We start from the raw sequence: 16,520 nt of genomic DNA on the forward strand, positions 1-16,520 counted from the left end.
ATCCCCCTCAGGAGCGCAGTCGGGGGCTGCGCCGTACCCCTGCGGAGTGAGAGCCGGGCACGACGAGCCCGCTCTCATAGGCGAGCACCACCGCCTGCGCCCGGTCGCGCAGGTGCAGCTTGGTGAAGATCCGCCCCACGTGCGACTTCACGGTCTCCTCCGCGATGGTCAGCTCTTCGGCGATCTCGGCGTTGGCCAGCCCGGCCGCCACGAGCCTGAGCACGTCCAGCTCGCGCGCGGTCAGCGCGTTGAGCCGCAGCGCCTCCCGTTCGTCGATGGGCTGCCGGGCCGTGAACTCCTCGATGAGCCTGCGGGTGACCGAGGGCGCGAGCAGCGCCTCGCCGCCGGCGACGACGCGGACGGCGGTGATGAGGTCGGCCGGGGGAGCGTCCTTGAGCAGGAAACCGCCGGCGCCGCCGCGCAGGGCGGCGTAGACGTAGTCGTCGATGTCGAACGTGGTCAGGATCAGCACCTTCGTCCCACGCCCGATCCCGGTGATGCGCCGGGTGGCCTCGAGACCGTCGAGGTTCGGCATGCGTACATCCATGAGCACGACGTCGGGCCGCAGCTCGCGGGCCGCCGCCACCGCTTCCAGGCCGTCCGCGGCCTCGCCGACCACTTGGAGGTCGGGCTGCGCGGAGAGCAGTGCCGCGAACCCGGCCCTGATCATCGCCTGGTCGTCGGCGACCAGCACCGTGATCATTCGCCGTCTCCCTTCGGCAGGCTCGCGCGTACGGTGAAGCCGCCTCCTTCCGCTGCGGACGCCGTGAGCCGCCCGCCCAGCGCCGTCACTCGCTCGCGCATGCCGACCAGCCCGAGCCCCGACCCGGCCGGGGGCGTGGTCGTGCCGGTGGGCCGCTCGTTCTCGACCTCCACGGTCAGCTCGTCGCCGGCGTCGTCGATGGTGACGGTCGTCGCGGCGCCGGGGGCGTGCCGTACGACGTTGCTCAGCGCCTCCTGGACGATCCGGTACGCGGTGAGGGACACCACCGGCGACGGCGCCGGGGGCGGATCGCCGATCACCAGCTTCACGGGCACGCCCGCCCGCCGTACCGACTCCACGAGCGCATCGAGATCGCGCAGCCCCGGTTGCGGCGCGGTGGTGGGCGCCTCGTCGGAGCCGCGCAGCGCGCCGAGCAGGTGCCGCATGTCACGCAGCGACGCGCGGGCGGCCGCGTTGATGGCCGCGAATTCCTTCGCGGCCGCCTCGCTCACGCCCCCTTCGATCCGGTACGGGGCGCTGGCCGCCTGCACGGCGATCACCGACATGTGGTGGGCCACGACGTCGTGCAACTCCCGCGCGATGCGCGAACGCTCCTCCAGGACCTTCAACCGGCCGAGTTCCTCGGCGACCCGTAGGGTGTCCAGCAGCCGCATACGCCTGGCGTGACCGAGCACCGTGGCGACCAGGAGGGCCAGCACCCAGCTCAGCAGGCCTCGCGCCAACCGGTCCGGCTCCATGCCCTGCGAAGCTGTCACGGCGCTCCCGGCCGCGAACGTCACGCCAAAGGTGATCGTGGTCACGCGCCGGGGTGAGGACAGCGCCAGCACGTACATCACCGGGAGCTGAGCCAGGGTCTGGTTGAGCAACCACGGCTGGGGCACGAACGGGAACGGGCTGTCCAGCGCCACTCCAAGCCCGGTGAGCGCGACCTGCGCCACGACCATGGCGCACCACGCGGCCACCGGCCGGTACCACGCCCACAGCACCGGCCCGGCAAGCAGGGCTGCGGCCGGTACGGCGAGCGCCCCGAACCCGGCGCTGCCCGCCAGCAGCATCGAGTTGTAGACCAGGAGCGCGCCGGCTGTCGCGGCGAACGGCCAGCGGCGCAGCATCGGCCGCTCCGTGCCGGGCGAGACGGGTAACCGGATCGCGTGCGCCTCCCCGAACACCCCCACGGATCACACCCTATGCGGCCCCCGTACGCCGGCTGTCTTCACTGTCGAGAAGTCGTAGGGCCGCCTGGCTTCTGGCGATCAGCTCAGGGTCGTCCTCGGCCATGCGCAGAGCCAGGGCTTCCTCCAGCACTTCGCGCGCCTCCTGGGTGCGACCCAGGTCGGCGAGGGTCTTGCCGAGATGCTGGAGCGGGAAGTACACCATCTCGGGTACTTCGTTCCTCGCGAGGGCGAGCATCGCGCGGCAGAGAGTCTCCGAGGTCGCCGCGTCACCTGAGTAGCGGTACGTGTCGGCCAGATTGATCGACGCCGCGATCCGCCTGCCGCTTGTGTCCGCCAGGTCGAGCGCACGGTTGAGGTGGTCGATCGCGGCGGCGTACTCGCCCAGAACCAGCAGCCCGACCCCGAGCGCGCGCAGCGAGGTGTAGTCGCTGGGTTCCTGGGCGCGGGCCGCGTCGACGAGCGCGGTGAGCTGGTCGCGGTCGCTGGGGACCATCCGCTGCCGGTCGTCGTACGTGATGAGCTGGTTGATGGCTTGTAAGAGCACGGCCCAACAGTAGGCGCGTCAAGGGCTTGGTCGGATGACGAGCAGGTCAGGGCCTGTGGACCGCTTGACTATCCGGGGCCGTTCTTGAGGTGGCTGGGCTGACGCCGACGGGATCGCGTCCGCGGATCAGGTGCGCGACGGCGGTGACGGCCGCGAACAGCACCGGCAGCGCGACGATCGCGGGCCATGGCAGGTCCAACACGACGTCCGGAATGACGGTCCCGCCCTGCCAGGCGCGTACGAGCCAGGGTACGGCGGCGTAGCAGAGCCCCAGCCCGAGCACCGTGCCCGCGGCGGCGTACCACACGGCCCGCCGGCGGGCCGTGGCGGCGGTGCCGAGCAGGAGGCCGAGGGCGGCCACCAGGCCCAGCAAGAGCGCTTCGGGCAGCAGGCCTGGCGGCGGAGCCACCAGGTCCACCGGGTCGATCACCGTGACGTCCCAGCCGGATCCGGCCACCGCCGCGCGGACCTGTTTCCCGTCGGCGGCGAGCCACCAGTCGGGGGTGGGCAGCGGCGGACGTGCCGCGGCGAGGTTCCACGCCTGCAGGGACGGCAGGTCCACGAGGGCGCCGGCCTCGTGGACGGGGATGCCGGGCATGCGCTCGACGACGCCGACGAGCTGGACCTGGACCCGCTGGCGGCCCAGCGCGATGGAGCCGGTCCGGCCCGTGGTGAGCTTCGCGGACGCGGCCAGCTCGGGCGTGAGCACGATGGGCAGCGGCCGGTCAGGGGCGGCGCTCACCGGTACGGGCCGCACGACGGCCGCGGCGGCGTTCACCTTGAGCGAGAACAGTCCCGTGCCGCCCTCCGTGCCTTCCGACCAGCGCTGATCCGCCGGCAGGGCCACTTCCTGGCCATCGGCGCGCAGCGCGGTCACGGTGACCACATGGGGGGAATCGTCGATCGAGTCCCCGAGGAAACCACGGACGGAGAGCGGGTAGGCGATCTTCCCGTCCCGGCCCGCCATGCTGGCGAGGTCCACGTTCACCTTCGTGGCGCCCTGGCGCAGCGGTGCGACGGGCAGGTCGTGCCAGGCCCCGAGGGCGTCGGAGACCACCACGCGCAGGCGCGGAGGGTCGGCGGGCGCCTGCACCTCGACGGTGAGCGTTCGAGGGGCGCCGGGAAGCGGCAGGGCGCCGATCTTCGGCCGGCCGGCGGACATCGCGGCCGCCATCTGCGTAACCGTCCGGTCCGACAGATCGGGGCGCAGGCGGAACACCTGGGCGAGACGGGTGGCGTCGATGCCGAGCAGGGTGCTGTACCGAAGGTCGATCTCGATGCGGTCGCGGTGGCCGGGCACGGCGGCGGCGACGCCCGGCAACGCGGCGAAGGCGGTGCCGCGGCCGAGGGCGTCCGGTGCGCCTCCTGCCGGAGGGCCGGTCAGCCGCAGGTCGGCGCCCGCCTGGTGGATGGCCTGATCCGCCTGCGACGTTCGCCAGGTCGCGGCAGCGCAGACCGCGACCACGGCCACTGCGGCGGCGACCGCCATGGAGAGCAGCCGGATGCCTGGCCTCGGCACCTCGACGAGCAGCAGTACGGCAGCGAGCAGCGCCATCGGGATCGCCGCCAGGAGCGCTCCCATGTCGAAGGCGGCCGGCGGCCGTAGCCCCGAGGCCGGCCACCACGGCACCGCGCCGGCCAGGGAGAACAGCAGCCGGGCCGCGAAAGGCGCCACGACTGCGCAACCTGCGGTCACCGCTGCCGTGCCCGGCCCCCACCTCGTCCCCTTGGGGCGGGGTACGAGCAGCAGCGCCAGTGCCAGGACCGCCGCCAGGCCGAGGACCGTCCAGCGGGCCGCCGACGAGGCGGCCTCCAGCCGCGCCAGCGTGCCGGGCAGGGCGCTGAGCGGCGCGCAGTCGGGGCATCCGTTCGCCTTGAACCGCTCCCGCAGGCCCGCCAGCCGGGCGACCGTCTCGTGCAACCGCTCGACCGACATGTCACGCAGGTCCGGCATGACGGTCCAGGTGGCGTTGACCGTCGTGGCGAAGTGCTCGAGGAAGGTGGCCTGATCCACCATCAGTGGGCCGTAGGTCGTGTAGCCGTCCCGCTCGACGCCACGGCCGAACAGCAGGTCGCCGGCCCAGCGCGGGCTGAGCGGGTCGTCCGGCAGGAACACTCCGGTGATCTTGACCTGCACCGCTTCGGCGTCGATGCGGCCGATCGTGGTGAACGTCTCCCCGGCCTCGAGGCCGCTCAACGAGGCGGCGGCCTGTGAGATCGCCGCCTCGACCGGCTCGGTACGCGCCCGTGGCCAGGAACCCGAGATCAGCCTGGCATGCTGCTTGAATCCGTCGAAACTGTCGAACCTGAGCCGCTCCGGCGGCCGGAGCCGTACCTTCTCCTGGCCCGGCATCGCGTAGCCGTCCGAGCGGAGCAAGGTGGTCACCTCGCTGGGCGCGCCGCCGAACGCCAGGGCCGTCTGCTCCCGCACGATCCGGTCGTACGTGGGGAAGTTCCCCGCGTTGATGAACCCGGCCACCTTGACACCGACGGCCTGCGGTGGAGCGGTCTCCACGGCGTGGCGCACTCCCGCATCGCCCAGGGAGAAGGCGCATATGCCGAGCCCGGCGAAGACCGTGGTGACGAGCAGGAATAACAGGCCCAGTCTGAACGCGGACGGCTTGCCCCCGCTGCCCTCCTGGACCTTCCTGGCCGGTCCTTTGATTGGCGAGCCCCCGTTGATCACGTCGGCAATCATGCTGAGGGCTTCGAGCCGGAGTCAAGCGAGATGCCGTCTGCCCTGTCGGCCGTGTTTTCCCTGGGTACGCAGCCTCCGTTGAGAAATCTCCGTAAGATCAACAATGCGTGCGCCACTGCCGTCAAAGTCCGTAGGCCGCGTGTCCCGTTCACCGCAAATACGGAGGTGCCCATCGTGTCCACGCCGTTATGGCCGGAAGAACTGGTCAGCACCGGCACCGAACGCGAGGTTCTGGAGGCGTTCCTCGACTGCCATCGCCGGCAGATCAAGGCCAAGGTCGCTGGCCTCTCCGAAGCGGACGCGCGACGACGGATCGTGCCGTCCATGACGACGCTGGCAGGGCTGATCAAGCATTTGACCGCAGTGGAAAGGAACTGGTTCCAACGCCAGCTGGCGCAGCGCGACCCCGCCGACATCCCCGGCAATTCCCGAGGAGACGATCAGAGCTGGGAACTGAGCCCCGACGACACCCTCGACAGCCTCATCGCGGAGTACGACAAAGTCTGCGCGGAGAGCCGGCATATCGCGGCTGAATTCGCGCTCGACGACACGGTGCCGTCAAAGCGACTCGGCCGTATGTCACTGAGATGGATTTACACCCACATGATCGAGGAGACCGCCCAGCACGAGGGACATGCTGACATCCTCCGTGAACTCATCGACGGCGCCACTGGCCTGTGAACATCGACCTACGGATACTGGGCTCATGGCCAAATGTGACGCGGACCGATCGGCTCTGTTCACGCGGTCCGATGAACCCTTGACGCACGGAAAGCCCGGCCGCCGAATCGCCCTGGCCGGCGTGGTCGGGATCATCCTCCCTGTCGGTCTTCTGGCGTGGGCGGCCTCAATGGCCATCCTCTTTCCTGACTCGCCGCAGTGCGGGGAGTACACCGGATGTTTCGGCTATGTCGTCCAGGCGTGGGAGATCGGGCGTTGGGTTGCGATCGTGCTCGCCTGGCCGATCCTGTATCTCCTACGAGTACGGCCATCGTGGCCCGTGGCAGTCTTGGCGGCCCTCTTCCTGGTGGTGATCTGGCAGTTCGCCGAGGCCTTGCTGCCCGTGTCGCTCAGCGGCGCTTTCATCCTCATCGTGTTCAGCGGGATGATCGCATATCCGGCCGCAGCCTGGTTGGCCCGGCCGCGCGTCCCTTCCCGCTCCACCGTCGAGGCCACAGCGCAGCTCAAGCTGCCCGACGACTCATGATGAGATCTGCGGGAATGCGTACCGGCAGGCACAAGGTTTGCCCGTGTCTGCGGAACAGGTCGTCGCGGGAGTCGAAATAGCCCAGGTCTGCCAGCACCTGGCCTGACAGATCACATGAGGAGCAGGTGCTGCCGTCCCAGTCCACGGCCGTGCGCGCGATCGCGTCGAAGAGTGTCTCACCGCCGGTGTTGGTGAATCGGCCTCCCGCCCGCAACGTGCCCAGATCGCCATAGAGCTCGGAGACGGCCACCCACTGATTGTCGAAGAAGAACTCCGGCCAGGCGAGCACCACCCGTCGGGGAATCAACGCACGCAGCCGCGGGAACCGCGAATGCCAAAAGCGTCCATCGAGCAGTAATCCTCTGACCCGAGTGGTGATCCCGTGGCTACGTGCCACGGCCTCCAGCAGCGCCAGTCGCTGGCTGCACGAGCCGCGTCCCAGACGCAGGGTCGTGGAGACAGGCTGCCTTTCGTTCATGGCGTATACCGGGCGCACGCGCGCTGCGATGAGCTGGTGAGCCTTGATCAGGAATGCTCGCTCTGCCTCGGCACCAACCTCCCGGGCCTCGGCCGCCAACCGCAGCACCCGAGGATGCCTCCAGTCGAGGATGGGTGTGGGCGCCGAACTCCCCATGGCCGCTACCTTCCGTGTACTGACCCCTTATGCGCCAGGTCGATCCAATGCCGATGTCGTTATCATTTGATCACTGCGTAATCCTTGGATGCCTCCATGGCCACCAAGAACCGGTATCTACGCTGATTTCGCAGCCAGGCATCGAGCCAGGGCGTTCCTTCCGGCGCCCAGTGGTACGGCTCGTACATGCCGCCGTCCGGATCCCATACCTTGGCGCCCGGCAGGACGTCGAGGTCGTCATCGTGCGCGTGAGTAGTGAAGCTCATCGTCACGCCGGCGCAGTCGAGATCGGGAAGATCGCCGACGTCGTAGACATGGTTGTCGTACCGCTTGCCGCCGAACTCGCGCCAGTAGTCCCTGACCTCGGCCGTTCCTGGACAGTCGGGCAACCGCTCAAGAAGGGCTTCGATGTCTCCGTTCCAGGCGTAGGCGCGATAGAGGCTGAGCATGCACTTGGATGAGAAGTCCTCCATGTTCTTGTCATCGTCATTGCCCTTCCTGCACCGGTCGAGCCCGCTGCGGCTGATGTCCTTGGTCAGGGCCGCGGCTTTGACCGTCTGATCGAGGCGGTCGTTCAGCGCCTGCCTGGCCGTGATCCGTAGCTTCTTCACCTCCGGGTCCGAAGGCGAGACAAGGGGCGGCTCCACCACCGAGGAGCACGCTGCGAGGGCGATCGACACGATGAACGCCAGCGTGGCAAGGAATGGACGCTTGGGCATGATCCCTTTGATGTTAGTGAGACAGGCGCGGTTTTCGAGAAGGCTTCACTGGCGGGGTTCAGGGTGACGCCATGCTCTCGCGGCCCCAGTGATCCAGCCTTACCTGAGACAGACACTGTTCTCGCAGGTGGTGGCGGTGTTTCGGGGTGAGCCCAATTCCGGTCGCGGCCGGGACCGGGGTTCTGTGATGATCAGATCATGGATTCGGATGTACGGGCCGATGAAGATGGATCACGGAGGTCGCTCTACCGCCGCGTCGCGGGCAGCAACCTCGGCCGGCTCGCCGCCCTGGACGACGGCGTGTTCGCCATTGTGCTGACGCTGTTGGTGCTGGACCTGCGCGTGCCGGTAGAAGAACTGGCACACCATGAGCAACCGCTGTGGCAGCCCGGAGCGTTCGCCGCGGAAAGCGAATTGTGGCATGCGCTCGGTGAGGTCGGGCCGAGCTTGCTGGCGTACCTGATGAGCTTTCTGACGCTGGGGATGTTCTACGTCGGGGCGCAGGGCCTGCTCGATCAGCTCGACCGCTGCGACCGGCACTTCACCTGGCTGAACCTGACCTTCCTCCTCGGCGTGTCGCTGCTGCCGTTCTCCACCGCGCTCTTGGCGAAGTTCATGACGTTCCGGCTCGCCATCGCCGTCTACTGGATCAACCTGCTCCTGCTCGGGCTGTTGCTGCTGGCCTGCTTGCGCTACGCCCGCAAGGCCAGACTGTTCGACGCCGAACGAACCGATGCGTTCCAGCGAGCGTTCGAACGCCGGATCATCATCCCGCAGTGCCTCTACGTCGTCGCCTTCGCGGTGAGTGCGATCAACACGTATGTCAGCATCGCCCTGTTCGTACTACTCCAGCTCAACTCCGCGATCGCGCCGAACATCCGGCCGCTGAACCGTTTCTGAACGCACCGCACGACTGAGGAGACATGGCGATGGCCGATGCGGCCGTACTGATCACCGGAGGCGCCGGCGGTATCGGCGCGGCGACCACCCGCAAACTGCTCGAAATGGGTTACCGGGTCGCGGTGACCGGCCGGGACGCGGGCAAACTGGCCCGGTTGGCCGATCAGGCGATGGCCGGGGACGCCCTGGTCACCGTATCCGGCGACGCGGCCGACTATGCCGACGTCCAGCGGGCGGTGCAGGCGGTGCTCGACCGGTTCGGGCGGCTCGACGTGGTGATCGCGAACGCGGGCTTCAACACCTTCGACACACTGCCCGACGGTGACCCCGAAGGCTGGCGAGACATGGTCCTGACCAACGTGCTCGGGCCCGCGCTGCTGGTCAAGGCGGCGCTCCCGGCGCTGCGGGAAAGCCAGGGCAAGATCGTGTTGATCGGCAGCGAGGCCGGCATCATGCACCGTCCGGGAAACATGTACTCGGTGACCAAGTGGGCGCTGACCGCGTTCGCCGAGAACACCCGTCTGCTGGTCGCGGCCGACGGTGTCGGCGTCACCATGGTCGCACCGGGGCCGGTCGACACGCCGTTCTACGCCGCCAGGGAAGGTGGTGCGCCGGGTGGCTCCATCCTGACCGCCGACACGATCGCCGACGCGGTCGTCTGGGCTCTCACGCAGCCGGCCGGCGTGGATGTGAACACGATCGTCGTGCGCCCGACCGGCCGGGTGTGATCAGCGACACTCCGTCGTCTGACGCACGACTGTGCGTACGGCAGACCGATAGGGTCAGAATGCGCAAAAAGATCAAAGGGGTTCAAACGGAACCGTGCTCCGACCCCTGATCGGCCGGCTCGCACGACAGGAGAGACGATGATGTATCCCCCGCCCAACTCCGGGCCGGGGCTCCATCCCCCACAGCCGCCCTCTGGGCATCCCCACCCGTACGCACCCGGACAGCTGCCCCCGCCACACCCACAGGGTGAGCCCTACCCCCAGCCACAGCCGATGCGGCCCCGACGTAAGGGCTGGCGGATCGCCGTGGGCCTCGTCGTCGCGGGGTTCGGCCTGCTGGCCGTGCTCGGCGGCGGCGCGCTCATCGCGCACGCCTACTCCAACAGCCAGCAGGTCATCCACAACTCGGCGTACTCCAACGAACTGTGGCGCAACGTGCCCGTCGAGAAGCTGTTCCCGCCGTACCTCGGCCGGGAGCACCCCGACAAGGGATACTCCTCCCCGAACAACGAGCGCGGCTGGACCAGAGCCGCGATCTCCACCGACACCTCCTGCCGGACGGCGCTCTCCGGCGAAGTGGCCAAGACCGCCGCCGAGCGGGGCTGCGTCGCGGCCATGCGCGCCACGTACGTGGACGACACCGGAGGGACGGCCGCCACCGTGGCCCTGGTCGCCTTCCGCGACTCCAAGGCCGGCCTGGATCTGGAGGACATCATCCGCGAGGCGCAGGAGAAGCCGGACCACGCGGTGCGCGCCCTGGCCGCGCCTGGCACCCAGTGGAAGGACTCCGCGCGCACCGGGAACGGCGGCCGGCTCGTCGGGGAGGCGCCCATGTTCGTGGCGGTCACCACGGGACCGGCGGACGGCCGCAGGCCCGGACAGCTGCCCGAACCGTGGGGCAAGCGGTCCTACCCGCAGCAGGAGGACCGTGAGGCGTGGGCGTACACCGCCCAAGGGCTCGCGGAGAGCCTCGCCACCCGGCTGCGCGCCGAGTCCAGGAAGGTGGGGGCATGATCCGCACGCTGGCAGCGTTCGCGCTGGTCACCGGCCTGGTCGCGGCCACCGCCGCGCCGGCCGTGGCAGAGGCGCCGCAGGGCTGGGAGCTGGGGGCCATGAAGGTCCCCGCCGCGCAGCGGCTCGGACAGGGCAAAGGGATCACCGTAGCCGTCCTGGACACCGGGGTCGTGAAGAACCATCCGGAGTTCCGGGGACGGGTGACGAGCGGCCCCGACTTCATCGGCGGGGGTGCCCGGCCCGGGCAGTCGTACTGGGGCGCGCACGGCACCGCCATGGCTTCCAGCGTGCTGCGGGTCGCGCCCCAGGCCCGGGTGCTCTCGGTACGGGTGCTCTGGGACCGGGAGGACCCGGCACGCAAACGCGCGGAGGCCGCCGCCAAGTCCGGCCGTGTCGCCGCCGACAAGGAGAGCCTCAAAGCGGCCACCGCCCTGGCCAAGGGCATCCGGTACGCCGTGGACAAGGGCGCCCAGGTGATCTCCATGTCCCTCGGCACCGACGAGTGGGGCTTCGGCAGCGGCTACGGTGAGGACACGGCCGCGGCCGTCGACTACGCCCTCGGCAAGGGTGCCATCCTGCTGGCGAGCGCGGGAAACGGCGGATCCACCGACCCCCTGGAGGTCGACGCGAACAACGTCGTCTCCTATCCGGCCGCGTACCCCGGAGTGATCGCGGTGGCGGCGATGGCGCCCAACGGGGTGCGGGCGGACTTCTCCCAGGTGCACACGTACAACACGATCGCCGCGCCCGGCGTGGACATCTACGCCGCCGACAACCGCGGCGGCTACCGGTCGGGGGACGGCACCTCTCCTGCCTGTGCGCTCGCGGCGGGCACCGCGGCGCTGATGCTGTCCCGAAAGCCTGACCTGACGCCGCGGCAGGTACGCGACATCCTGGTGCGTACCGCCAAGAAGCCGCCGGCCGGCTACACCGTGTTCCTCGGCTTCGGGCTGATCGACGCGGCGGCGGCGGTGCAGGCGGCGGGCGCCGCCGAGGACGCCAAGATCGCGGCTGCTCCGTACAAGGGGAAGGAGTACCTGGGGGGCGGGCCGGTCGCCGCGCCGACCACCCACCCGCCGATCGACATGACGTACGTGGCCGTGGGCGGCACGGCAGCCGGGGTGGGGCTGTTGTTCCTGGTGGGCGCGGCGCTGCTGATGCGCCGGCCCCGCGCGCGCCCCGCGCCCGGCCGCCCGCCGATCCCTCCTCGGTGAGGTACCCCTGCTACGGCCGTGCGCACCGGATCCGGTTCCGCCCAAGAAATTCGCGTGCGCCGGTTCGTCGCGGGCCGCCACTCTTGCCGTATGAACGGACCTGCTCGAGAGCCTGCCGCGCCATCGGTCTCCTCAAGTGAGCTGCTGGGCTTTCCGCCGGATGCTCGGGTGCTCATCGTCAACTGCGACGACCTCGGCATGGACGACGCCATCAACACCGCCGTGATCGACTCGATCGAACAGGGCATCGCAGGCTCGTGCAGCCTGATGGCGCCCTGTCCGGCCGCGCGGCACGCCATGCGGCTGCTCCGCCGGCGGCCGGAGATCCCCTTCGGCATCCACCTCACCCTGGTCTGCGAGATGACCGCCAAGCCGTGGGGGCCGCTGGCGGCGAGGGAGCGGGTGCGTTCACTGCTCGACGACGAGGGTCACCTGCTCGCGCCCACAGCCGCCGGGCGTTCCGCTCTCCTCGCCCGTGCCCGCCTCGACGAGGTCGAACTCGAGTTCCGCGCACAGATCGACACCGTGCTCGACGCCGGCCTCGCGCCGACGCATCTGGACTTCCACTGCCTGGCCGACGGCGGTCGTGACGACATCCTTGACCTGACAGTGGCGCTGGCCGCGGAGTACGGCCTGGCCGTACGGGTCTGGCTCCAGCCGGGACGGGAAAAGGCGCGCGGCCAGGGCCTGCCGGTGGTCGACCACCCTTTCCTGGACAGCTTCTCCCTGGACACCCGGAACAAGGAGCTCACCTACTCCCGTCTGCTGCGGGAACTGCCGGCGGGACTCAGCGAATGGGCCGTGCATCCCAGCCTGGGCACCGAGGAGACACACGCGATGGACAGCGGCTGGCTCGTCCGCCGGACCGACTACGAATTCCTCATCTCGGCCGCCGCTCGCGAGCTCCTCCGCCAAGAGGGCGTCACCGTCATCGACTACCGGATGCTCCAGCAGGCATGGATCGCCACCAATCGCACCCTGTAGGGGTCCGAAATCTGCCGGTGCCTGTCACTGCATCATTGCTTGGCTGGTTTCCCATTGATCACGCGCTCTTGCGGAAACGGGAACCATGTCAACCACCACGCTCGCTCCATCACGCCCGCCACTGATCAGCTGGCTCGCGGTCGCCTCGCTCATGCTGGGCATCTTCGCCATCGTCACCAGCGAGATCCTGCCCATCGGCCTGCTGACCGCCATCGGAGCCGACTTCGGCATCTCCGACGGCACCACGGGGCTGACCATGGCGCTGCCCGGCGTCGTCGCGGCGATCGCCGCACCCGCCGTCACGCTGAGCACCGCGCGCCTGGACCGCCGCCTGATGCTCTGCGTCCTCATGGCGGTGCTCGCCGTGGCCGACGTGCTGGCGGCCGTGGCGACCGCCTACTGGGTGATGCTGATCTCCAGGGTGCTCGTCGGCCTCACGATCGGCGGGTTCTGGTCGATCGGGGCGGGGCTGGCCGGTCGCCTGGTGCCGCCCAGGGCCGTCGGCACGGCCACCGCCGTGATCTTCTCCGCCGTGCCGCTCGGCTCCGTGCTCGGCGTGCCGGCCGGGACGCTCATCGGCCAGCTCGCCGGCTGGCGAACCGCCTTCCTGGTCCTGGCCGCGCTGGCCCTTCTGGTCCTGGCGGCCCTGCTGATGCTGCTGCCGCGGCTGCCCGCCCACCAGGTCACCAGCCCGCGCGCCCTGCTCGATCTGGTGCGCAGTCGCGGCGGCGCCGTCGCCCTGCTGGCCACCTTTCTCATCGTCCTGGCCCACTTCGGTACGTACACCTACGTCACGCCCTTCCTCCAGGACGTCACCGGGCTGCATCCCGCGGTCGTCAGCGCCGTCCTGCTGGCGTACGGAGTGGCCGGGATCGCCGGCAACTTCCTGGCCGGAAAGGCCACCGCCACACATCTGCGAGGCGCTTTCGTGACCTGCGGCGGCCTGATCGCGGCCGCCACCCTGCTGCTGCCCTCGGCCGGCGGCACGGCCGTCGGCGCCGTGGCGCTGCTCGTGGTCTGGGGGCTGGCCTACGGAGGCGTGCCTGTCTGCTCGCAGGCGTCGTTCATCGCCGCGGCCCCCCACGCGCCGGAAGCCGCCACAGTCGTCTTCACCTCCTCGTTCCAGGCGACTTTCGCGCTCGGCGCGTTCGTCGGCGGCCGCGTCGTCGACGCCTTCTCGGTCTCGACCGTGATGATCTGGGGCGGTGTGGCCGCTCTGCTCATGGCGGCATCCCTGGGGTCGCTCCCCAGAACCCCCTGATACAGGGGGTTCTGGGGAGAGGCCTGTTACGGCGTCACCGGGCTGCCGCCGAAGGTCACGACCAGGCGGCCGTCCGAGGCGAAGGACCAGTTCAGGGCGCCGGCGTAGGAGGAGCACCGGGACCCGTTCGAGCCGGACCAGAACTGGTTGGAGCTGTCGGCGTCACCGACGATCCGGTCGTTGGTCCCGCTGCCGCTGCGGCAGGAGGTGTTGTTGCGGAACACCGAGGTGCCGGCGTCGAACGAGAAATTCCGCTCGGTGTTGTCGATGCTGACGTTGTTCGAGATCGACATCGTGCCGGGGTTGCGGTTGTAGGTGAACCCGTGCTTGCCGTTGTGGTAGGCGATGTTGCGCCGGATGGTGTGGTTGACCGCGATGTCCTCGCCACCGAGCTTGTAGCCGTTGCGGTCGCCGTTGCCGGCCTGGCTGCCGTCGCTGAGGGTGCCGTTGTTGTACGACAGGGAGTCCTCGATGGTCACCGGGCCGATGGCTCCCGTGTCCGTCTTGGTGTAGAGGTCCCAGCCGTCGTCGATGTTGTTGCGGGACACGCAGTAGCGGAAGACGTTGCCGGAGCCGACGGTGAGCTTCGCGGCGAAGCCGTCGGCGTCCTCGCCGTCGGAGTCGGCGTTGTCGTGCGACAACGCGCTCAGGATGAGGTTGTTGGACGGCCACTGGTCGCGGGGCGTGTCGGAGGCGATCCGCGAGAGCTGCAGCCCCGTGTCGCGGTTGAAGCGCGTCTCCGTGCGTTCGATGATGTTGTTGCTGCCACCGACGAAGATCCCGTTGTCGCCGGCGCGCTCGACGATGATGCCGTAGACGTGCCAGTACGACCCGTTCACGGCGAGCCCGCGGGCGGCCGAGTCCTCGCTCTGGGCCGAGAAGTTCAGGATCGGAGTCTCACCCGGGTAGGCGGAGAGCTTCTTGCGGGCGCTCGAGGTGCCGTTGTTGCCCGGCGCGATGGTGACCGTCTGCGAGTAGTTGTACGTCCCGCCGCGCATGTAGATCGTCCCGCCGGAGGTGACGCGGGTGATCGCCGAGGTGAGCGTCGTCGGGTCCGCCTGCGTTCCGGCCGCGCTGTCCTTGCCGTTCGGCGCCACGTAGAGCGTGCCGCTCGTCGGCGGAGGCGTCGTGCCGCCCGCTTCGACGTCGATGTAGTCGATGTTGGGCAGGCCGTTCGAGGTGGTCGGGTTGAACCGGATGGTGTTGCTGCCCGAGTTCAGGGAGACGGTGAGCGTCTTGGTGACCCAGGTGTTCCACGCGCCGGTGCCCTCGTACGAGACGCTCTGCGCGGTCGAGCCGTTGACGATCAGATCGGACGACCGGGCACCCGTGGTCCCGTTGGCGAACCGCACGCTCACCGTCGCCGTCCCGGCCGTGCCGGCGTTCACCGTGAACTGGGCGTAGGCGCCGGTGGCGTTGGTGCCGTTGCAGAACCCGCTGCCCGAGTACCCGGACCAGTTGCTGTCGATGGTGCCGCTGCAGACAGCGGGCGAGCTCTCCGCCTCGTACCGCGTCGGCGCCGCATGCGCGGCGGTCTGTGACAGTGTGACGAATGCTCCGGCTAACAGGCCGGCGCACGCGAGGACGGCTTTCAGGCGCATCATCCTTCTCCAATGGTGTCGGTACGGCGGCGCGAGCGCATGGTCGAGCCGCGCCGGGACGCCGCGTACGAGATCGCCTTCTGTGTCCTTGCCCGGGCAAAGCATGGAACATCGATGAAACCTCCGCCACAGTAGGAAAGCGCTTTCCCCGCGTCAACTGCCGGTGAAACTTTCATCCACCGCCTGCGACCGGAATGCCGCCGGCCGCAGCGCGGGCTGATGAGGAGCATGAGCAGGATTCTTGTGACCGGTGGGACCGGCAATGTCGGCAGGGAAGTGCTGGCCCGGCTTGTGCCCGCCGGCGTCCCCGTACGCGCGCTGGTGAGGGAGCCCCGTCGTCTTGCGACCGGGGTGGAGACGGCGGAGGGCGACCTGTCCAGGCCGGACACGCTCGAGCCGGCCCTGGCGGACGTCGAGACCGTCTTCCTGGTCTGGCCCTTTCTCACCGCCGACGGCGCCCCGGCCGTCCTGGACGTGATCCGGCGCCAGGCCCGCCGGGTCGTCTACCTCTCGTCCTCGGGAGTGAACGACGGAGCCGAGCGGCAGAGCGACCCGATCAACCAGCTCCATGCCGACATGGAGGGCCTGATCGAGAAGTCCGGTCTGCAATGGACCTTCCTGCGGGCGAACACCATCGCCTCCAACACCCGCGGGTGGGCCGCGCAGATCCGCGAGACCGGGGTCGTACGGGGGCCCGGCATCGCGGCCACCGCCGTGGTCGATCCGCGGGACGTCGCGGCCGTGGCGGTGCGCGTGCTGGTCGACGACGGGCACGCGGGCGCGACGTACGTGCTGACCGGGCCGGAGGTGGTGAGCAGAGCCGAGCAGGTACGCGCGATCGGGGAGGCTGTAGGACGCCCGCTGCGCTTCGAGGAGGTGCCCGTGGAGACGGCACGCGCACAGATGCTCGCGGACGGGAGGCCGCTGGCCCTGGTGGAGGCCCTGCTGGCGAGTGCGGAGACGCGACCCCACTCCGGACTGATCACCTCTGCGCTGGAGGAGATCACCGGGACGCCGGCACGCACCTTCCGCCAGTGGGCGGCCGACCACGCCGCCGACTTCCGGTGAAACAGCGGCCAGGGTGTGGCGCGGTCGGCAGGGATTGACGGCCTCACGG

Annotated in this window: 16 protein-coding genes; 9 read left to right on the forward strand and 7 right to left on the reverse strand. The window is 69.6% G+C overall.

The features are described from left to right. Positions 1-7: 7 nt before the first annotated feature. The 4 genes from AB0J64_RS28560 to AB0J64_RS28575 are packed head-to-tail and all read right to left on the reverse strand — an operon-like array spanning position 8 to position 5,129. Complete coding sequence (locus AB0J64_RS28560) at positions 8-703, reverse strand: response regulator transcription factor (protein ID WP_364033142.1); 696 nt, start codon at positions 701-703, stop codon at positions 8-10. Then, a complete protein-coding gene (locus AB0J64_RS28565; protein WP_364033145.1) occupies positions 700-1,899 on the reverse strand; it encodes a histidine kinase in 1,200 nt (399 codons plus the stop codon). The genes AB0J64_RS28560 and AB0J64_RS28565 overlap by 4 nt, the downstream gene beginning before the upstream one ends. 10 nt (positions 1,900-1,909) lie before the next feature. Next, complete coding sequence (locus tag AB0J64_RS28570; protein WP_364033148.1) at positions 1,910-2,443, reverse strand: tetratricopeptide repeat protein; 534 nt, start codon at positions 2,441-2,443, stop codon at positions 1,910-1,912. 46 nt (positions 2,444-2,489) lie between these two features. After that, positions 2,490-5,129: a hypothetical protein gene (locus AB0J64_RS28575; RefSeq protein WP_364033151.1), complete on the reverse strand. Its 2,640-nt coding sequence runs from the start codon at positions 5,127-5,129 to the stop codon at positions 2,490-2,492. Positions 5,130-5,315: 186 nt separating this feature from the next. On the opposite strand from AB0J64_RS28575, the gene AB0J64_RS28580 reads away from it, so the two are divergent. Beyond that, on the forward strand, positions 5,316-5,822 hold the full coding sequence (locus AB0J64_RS28580; RefSeq protein ID WP_364033154.1) for a DinB family protein: 507 nt from the start codon (positions 5,316-5,318) through the stop codon (positions 5,820-5,822). Between the two features lie 121 nt (positions 5,823-5,943). After that, positions 5,944-6,348 (forward strand): hypothetical protein, encoded by a 405-nt coding sequence (locus AB0J64_RS28585; RefSeq protein ID WP_364033157.1) that lies wholly within the window; start codon positions 5,944-5,946, stop codon positions 6,346-6,348. Here the strand turns inward: AB0J64_RS28585 and AB0J64_RS28590 are convergent. Both AB0J64_RS28590 and AB0J64_RS28595 read right to left on the reverse strand, forming a co-directional pair. Continuing rightward, on the reverse strand, positions 6,326-6,934 hold the full coding sequence (locus tag AB0J64_RS28590; protein WP_364033160.1) for a transglutaminase domain-containing protein: 609 nt from the start codon (positions 6,932-6,934) through the stop codon (positions 6,326-6,328). The genes AB0J64_RS28585 and AB0J64_RS28590 overlap by 23 nt on opposite strands. 110 nt (positions 6,935-7,044) lie before the next feature. Continuing rightward, complete coding sequence (locus AB0J64_RS28595) at positions 7,045-7,701, reverse strand: hypothetical protein (protein ID WP_364033163.1); 657 nt, start codon at positions 7,699-7,701, stop codon at positions 7,045-7,047. 198 nt (positions 7,702-7,899) lie between these two features. Between AB0J64_RS28595 and AB0J64_RS28600 the strand changes: the two genes are divergently transcribed. The 6 genes from AB0J64_RS28600 (at position 7,900) to AB0J64_RS28625 (ending at position 13,802) form a co-directional block, all read left to right on the forward strand. Beyond that, entirely contained in the window at positions 7,900-8,601 is a 702-nt protein-coding gene (locus AB0J64_RS28600; protein ID WP_364033166.1) for a TMEM175 family protein, read from the forward strand. Between the two features lie 23 nt (positions 8,602-8,624). Further along, positions 8,625-9,329: an SDR family NAD(P)-dependent oxidoreductase gene (locus AB0J64_RS28605; RefSeq protein ID WP_364033169.1), complete on the forward strand. Its 705-nt coding sequence runs from the start codon at positions 8,625-8,627 to the stop codon at positions 9,327-9,329. 273 nt (positions 9,330-9,602) lie between these two features. Further along, entirely contained in the window at positions 9,603-10,343 is a 741-nt protein-coding gene (locus tag AB0J64_RS28610; protein WP_364033172.1) for a hypothetical protein, read from the forward strand. Next, positions 10,340-11,557: a S8 family serine peptidase gene (locus AB0J64_RS28615; protein WP_364033175.1), complete on the forward strand. Its 1,218-nt coding sequence runs from the start codon at positions 10,340-10,342 to the stop codon at positions 11,555-11,557. The genes AB0J64_RS28610 and AB0J64_RS28615 overlap by 4 nt, the downstream gene beginning before the upstream one ends. A gap of 168 nt (positions 11,558-11,725) precedes the next feature. Then, complete coding sequence (locus tag AB0J64_RS28620; RefSeq protein ID WP_364033178.1) at positions 11,726-12,541, forward strand: polysaccharide deacetylase family protein; 816 nt, start codon at positions 11,726-11,728, stop codon at positions 12,539-12,541. Positions 12,542-12,626: 85 nt separating this feature from the next. Then, positions 12,627-13,802: an MFS transporter gene (locus AB0J64_RS28625; RefSeq protein ID WP_364033181.1), complete on the forward strand. Its 1,176-nt coding sequence runs from the start codon at positions 12,627-12,629 to the stop codon at positions 13,800-13,802. A 26-nt stretch (positions 13,803-13,828) separates the two neighbouring features. On the opposite strand, the gene AB0J64_RS28630 is transcribed toward AB0J64_RS28625, so the two are convergent. Beyond that, positions 13,829-15,403, reverse strand: coding sequence for a carbohydrate-binding protein (locus AB0J64_RS28630; protein WP_364033298.1), 1,575 nt, complete (start codon positions 15,401-15,403; stop codon positions 13,829-13,831). A 228-nt stretch (positions 15,404-15,631) separates the two neighbouring features. On the opposite strand from AB0J64_RS28630, the gene AB0J64_RS28635 reads away from it, so the two are divergent. Then, on the forward strand, positions 15,632-16,471 hold the full coding sequence (locus AB0J64_RS28635; protein WP_364033184.1) for an NAD(P)H-binding protein: 840 nt from the start codon (positions 15,632-15,634) through the stop codon (positions 16,469-16,471). The last annotated feature ends 49 nt before the right edge of the window (positions 16,472-16,520 follow it).

The sequence above is a fragment of the Nonomuraea sp. NPDC049695 genome (assembly GCF_040674955.1).
In the GTDB taxonomy this organism is placed as follows: Bacteria; Actinomycetota; Actinomycetes; order Streptosporangiales; family Streptosporangiaceae; genus Nonomuraea; species Nonomuraea helvata.

What these genes read in the sequence shown, in the direction of transcription:
- AB0J64_RS28610 (WP_364033172.1), top strand. Translation starts at nt 9,603, where the DNA reads ATGCGGCCCCGACGTAAGGGCTGGCGGATCGCCGTGGGCCTCGTCGTC.
- AB0J64_RS28635 (WP_364033184.1), top strand. Translation starts at nt 15,632, where the DNA reads ATGAGCAGGATTCTTGTGACCGGTGGGACCGGCAATGTCGGCAGGGAA.
- AB0J64_RS28615 (WP_364033175.1), top strand. Translation starts at nt 10,340, where the DNA reads ATGATCCGCACGCTGGCAGCGTTCGCGCTGGTCACCGGCCTGGTCGCG.
- AB0J64_RS28630 (WP_364033298.1), bottom strand. Translation starts at nt 15,403, where the DNA reads ATGCGCCTGAAAGCCGTCCTCGCGTGCGCCGGCCTGTTAGCCGGAGCA.
- AB0J64_RS28560 (WP_364033142.1), bottom strand. Translation starts at nt 703, where the DNA reads ATGATCACGGTGCTGGTCGCCGACGACCAGGCGATGATCAGGGCCGGG.
- AB0J64_RS28595 (WP_364033163.1), bottom strand. Translation starts at nt 7,701, where the DNA reads ATGCCCAAGCGTCCATTCCTTGCCACGCTGGCGTTCATCGTGTCGATC.
- AB0J64_RS28600 (WP_364033166.1), top strand. Translation starts at nt 7,900, where the DNA reads ATGGATTCGGATGTACGGGCCGATGAAGATGGATCACGGAGGTCGCTC.
- AB0J64_RS28605 (WP_364033169.1), top strand. Translation starts at nt 8,625, where the DNA reads ATGGCGATGGCCGATGCGGCCGTACTGATCACCGGAGGCGCCGGCGGT.
- AB0J64_RS28625 (WP_364033181.1), top strand. Translation starts at nt 12,627, where the DNA reads ATGTCAACCACCACGCTCGCTCCATCACGCCCGCCACTGATCAGCTGG.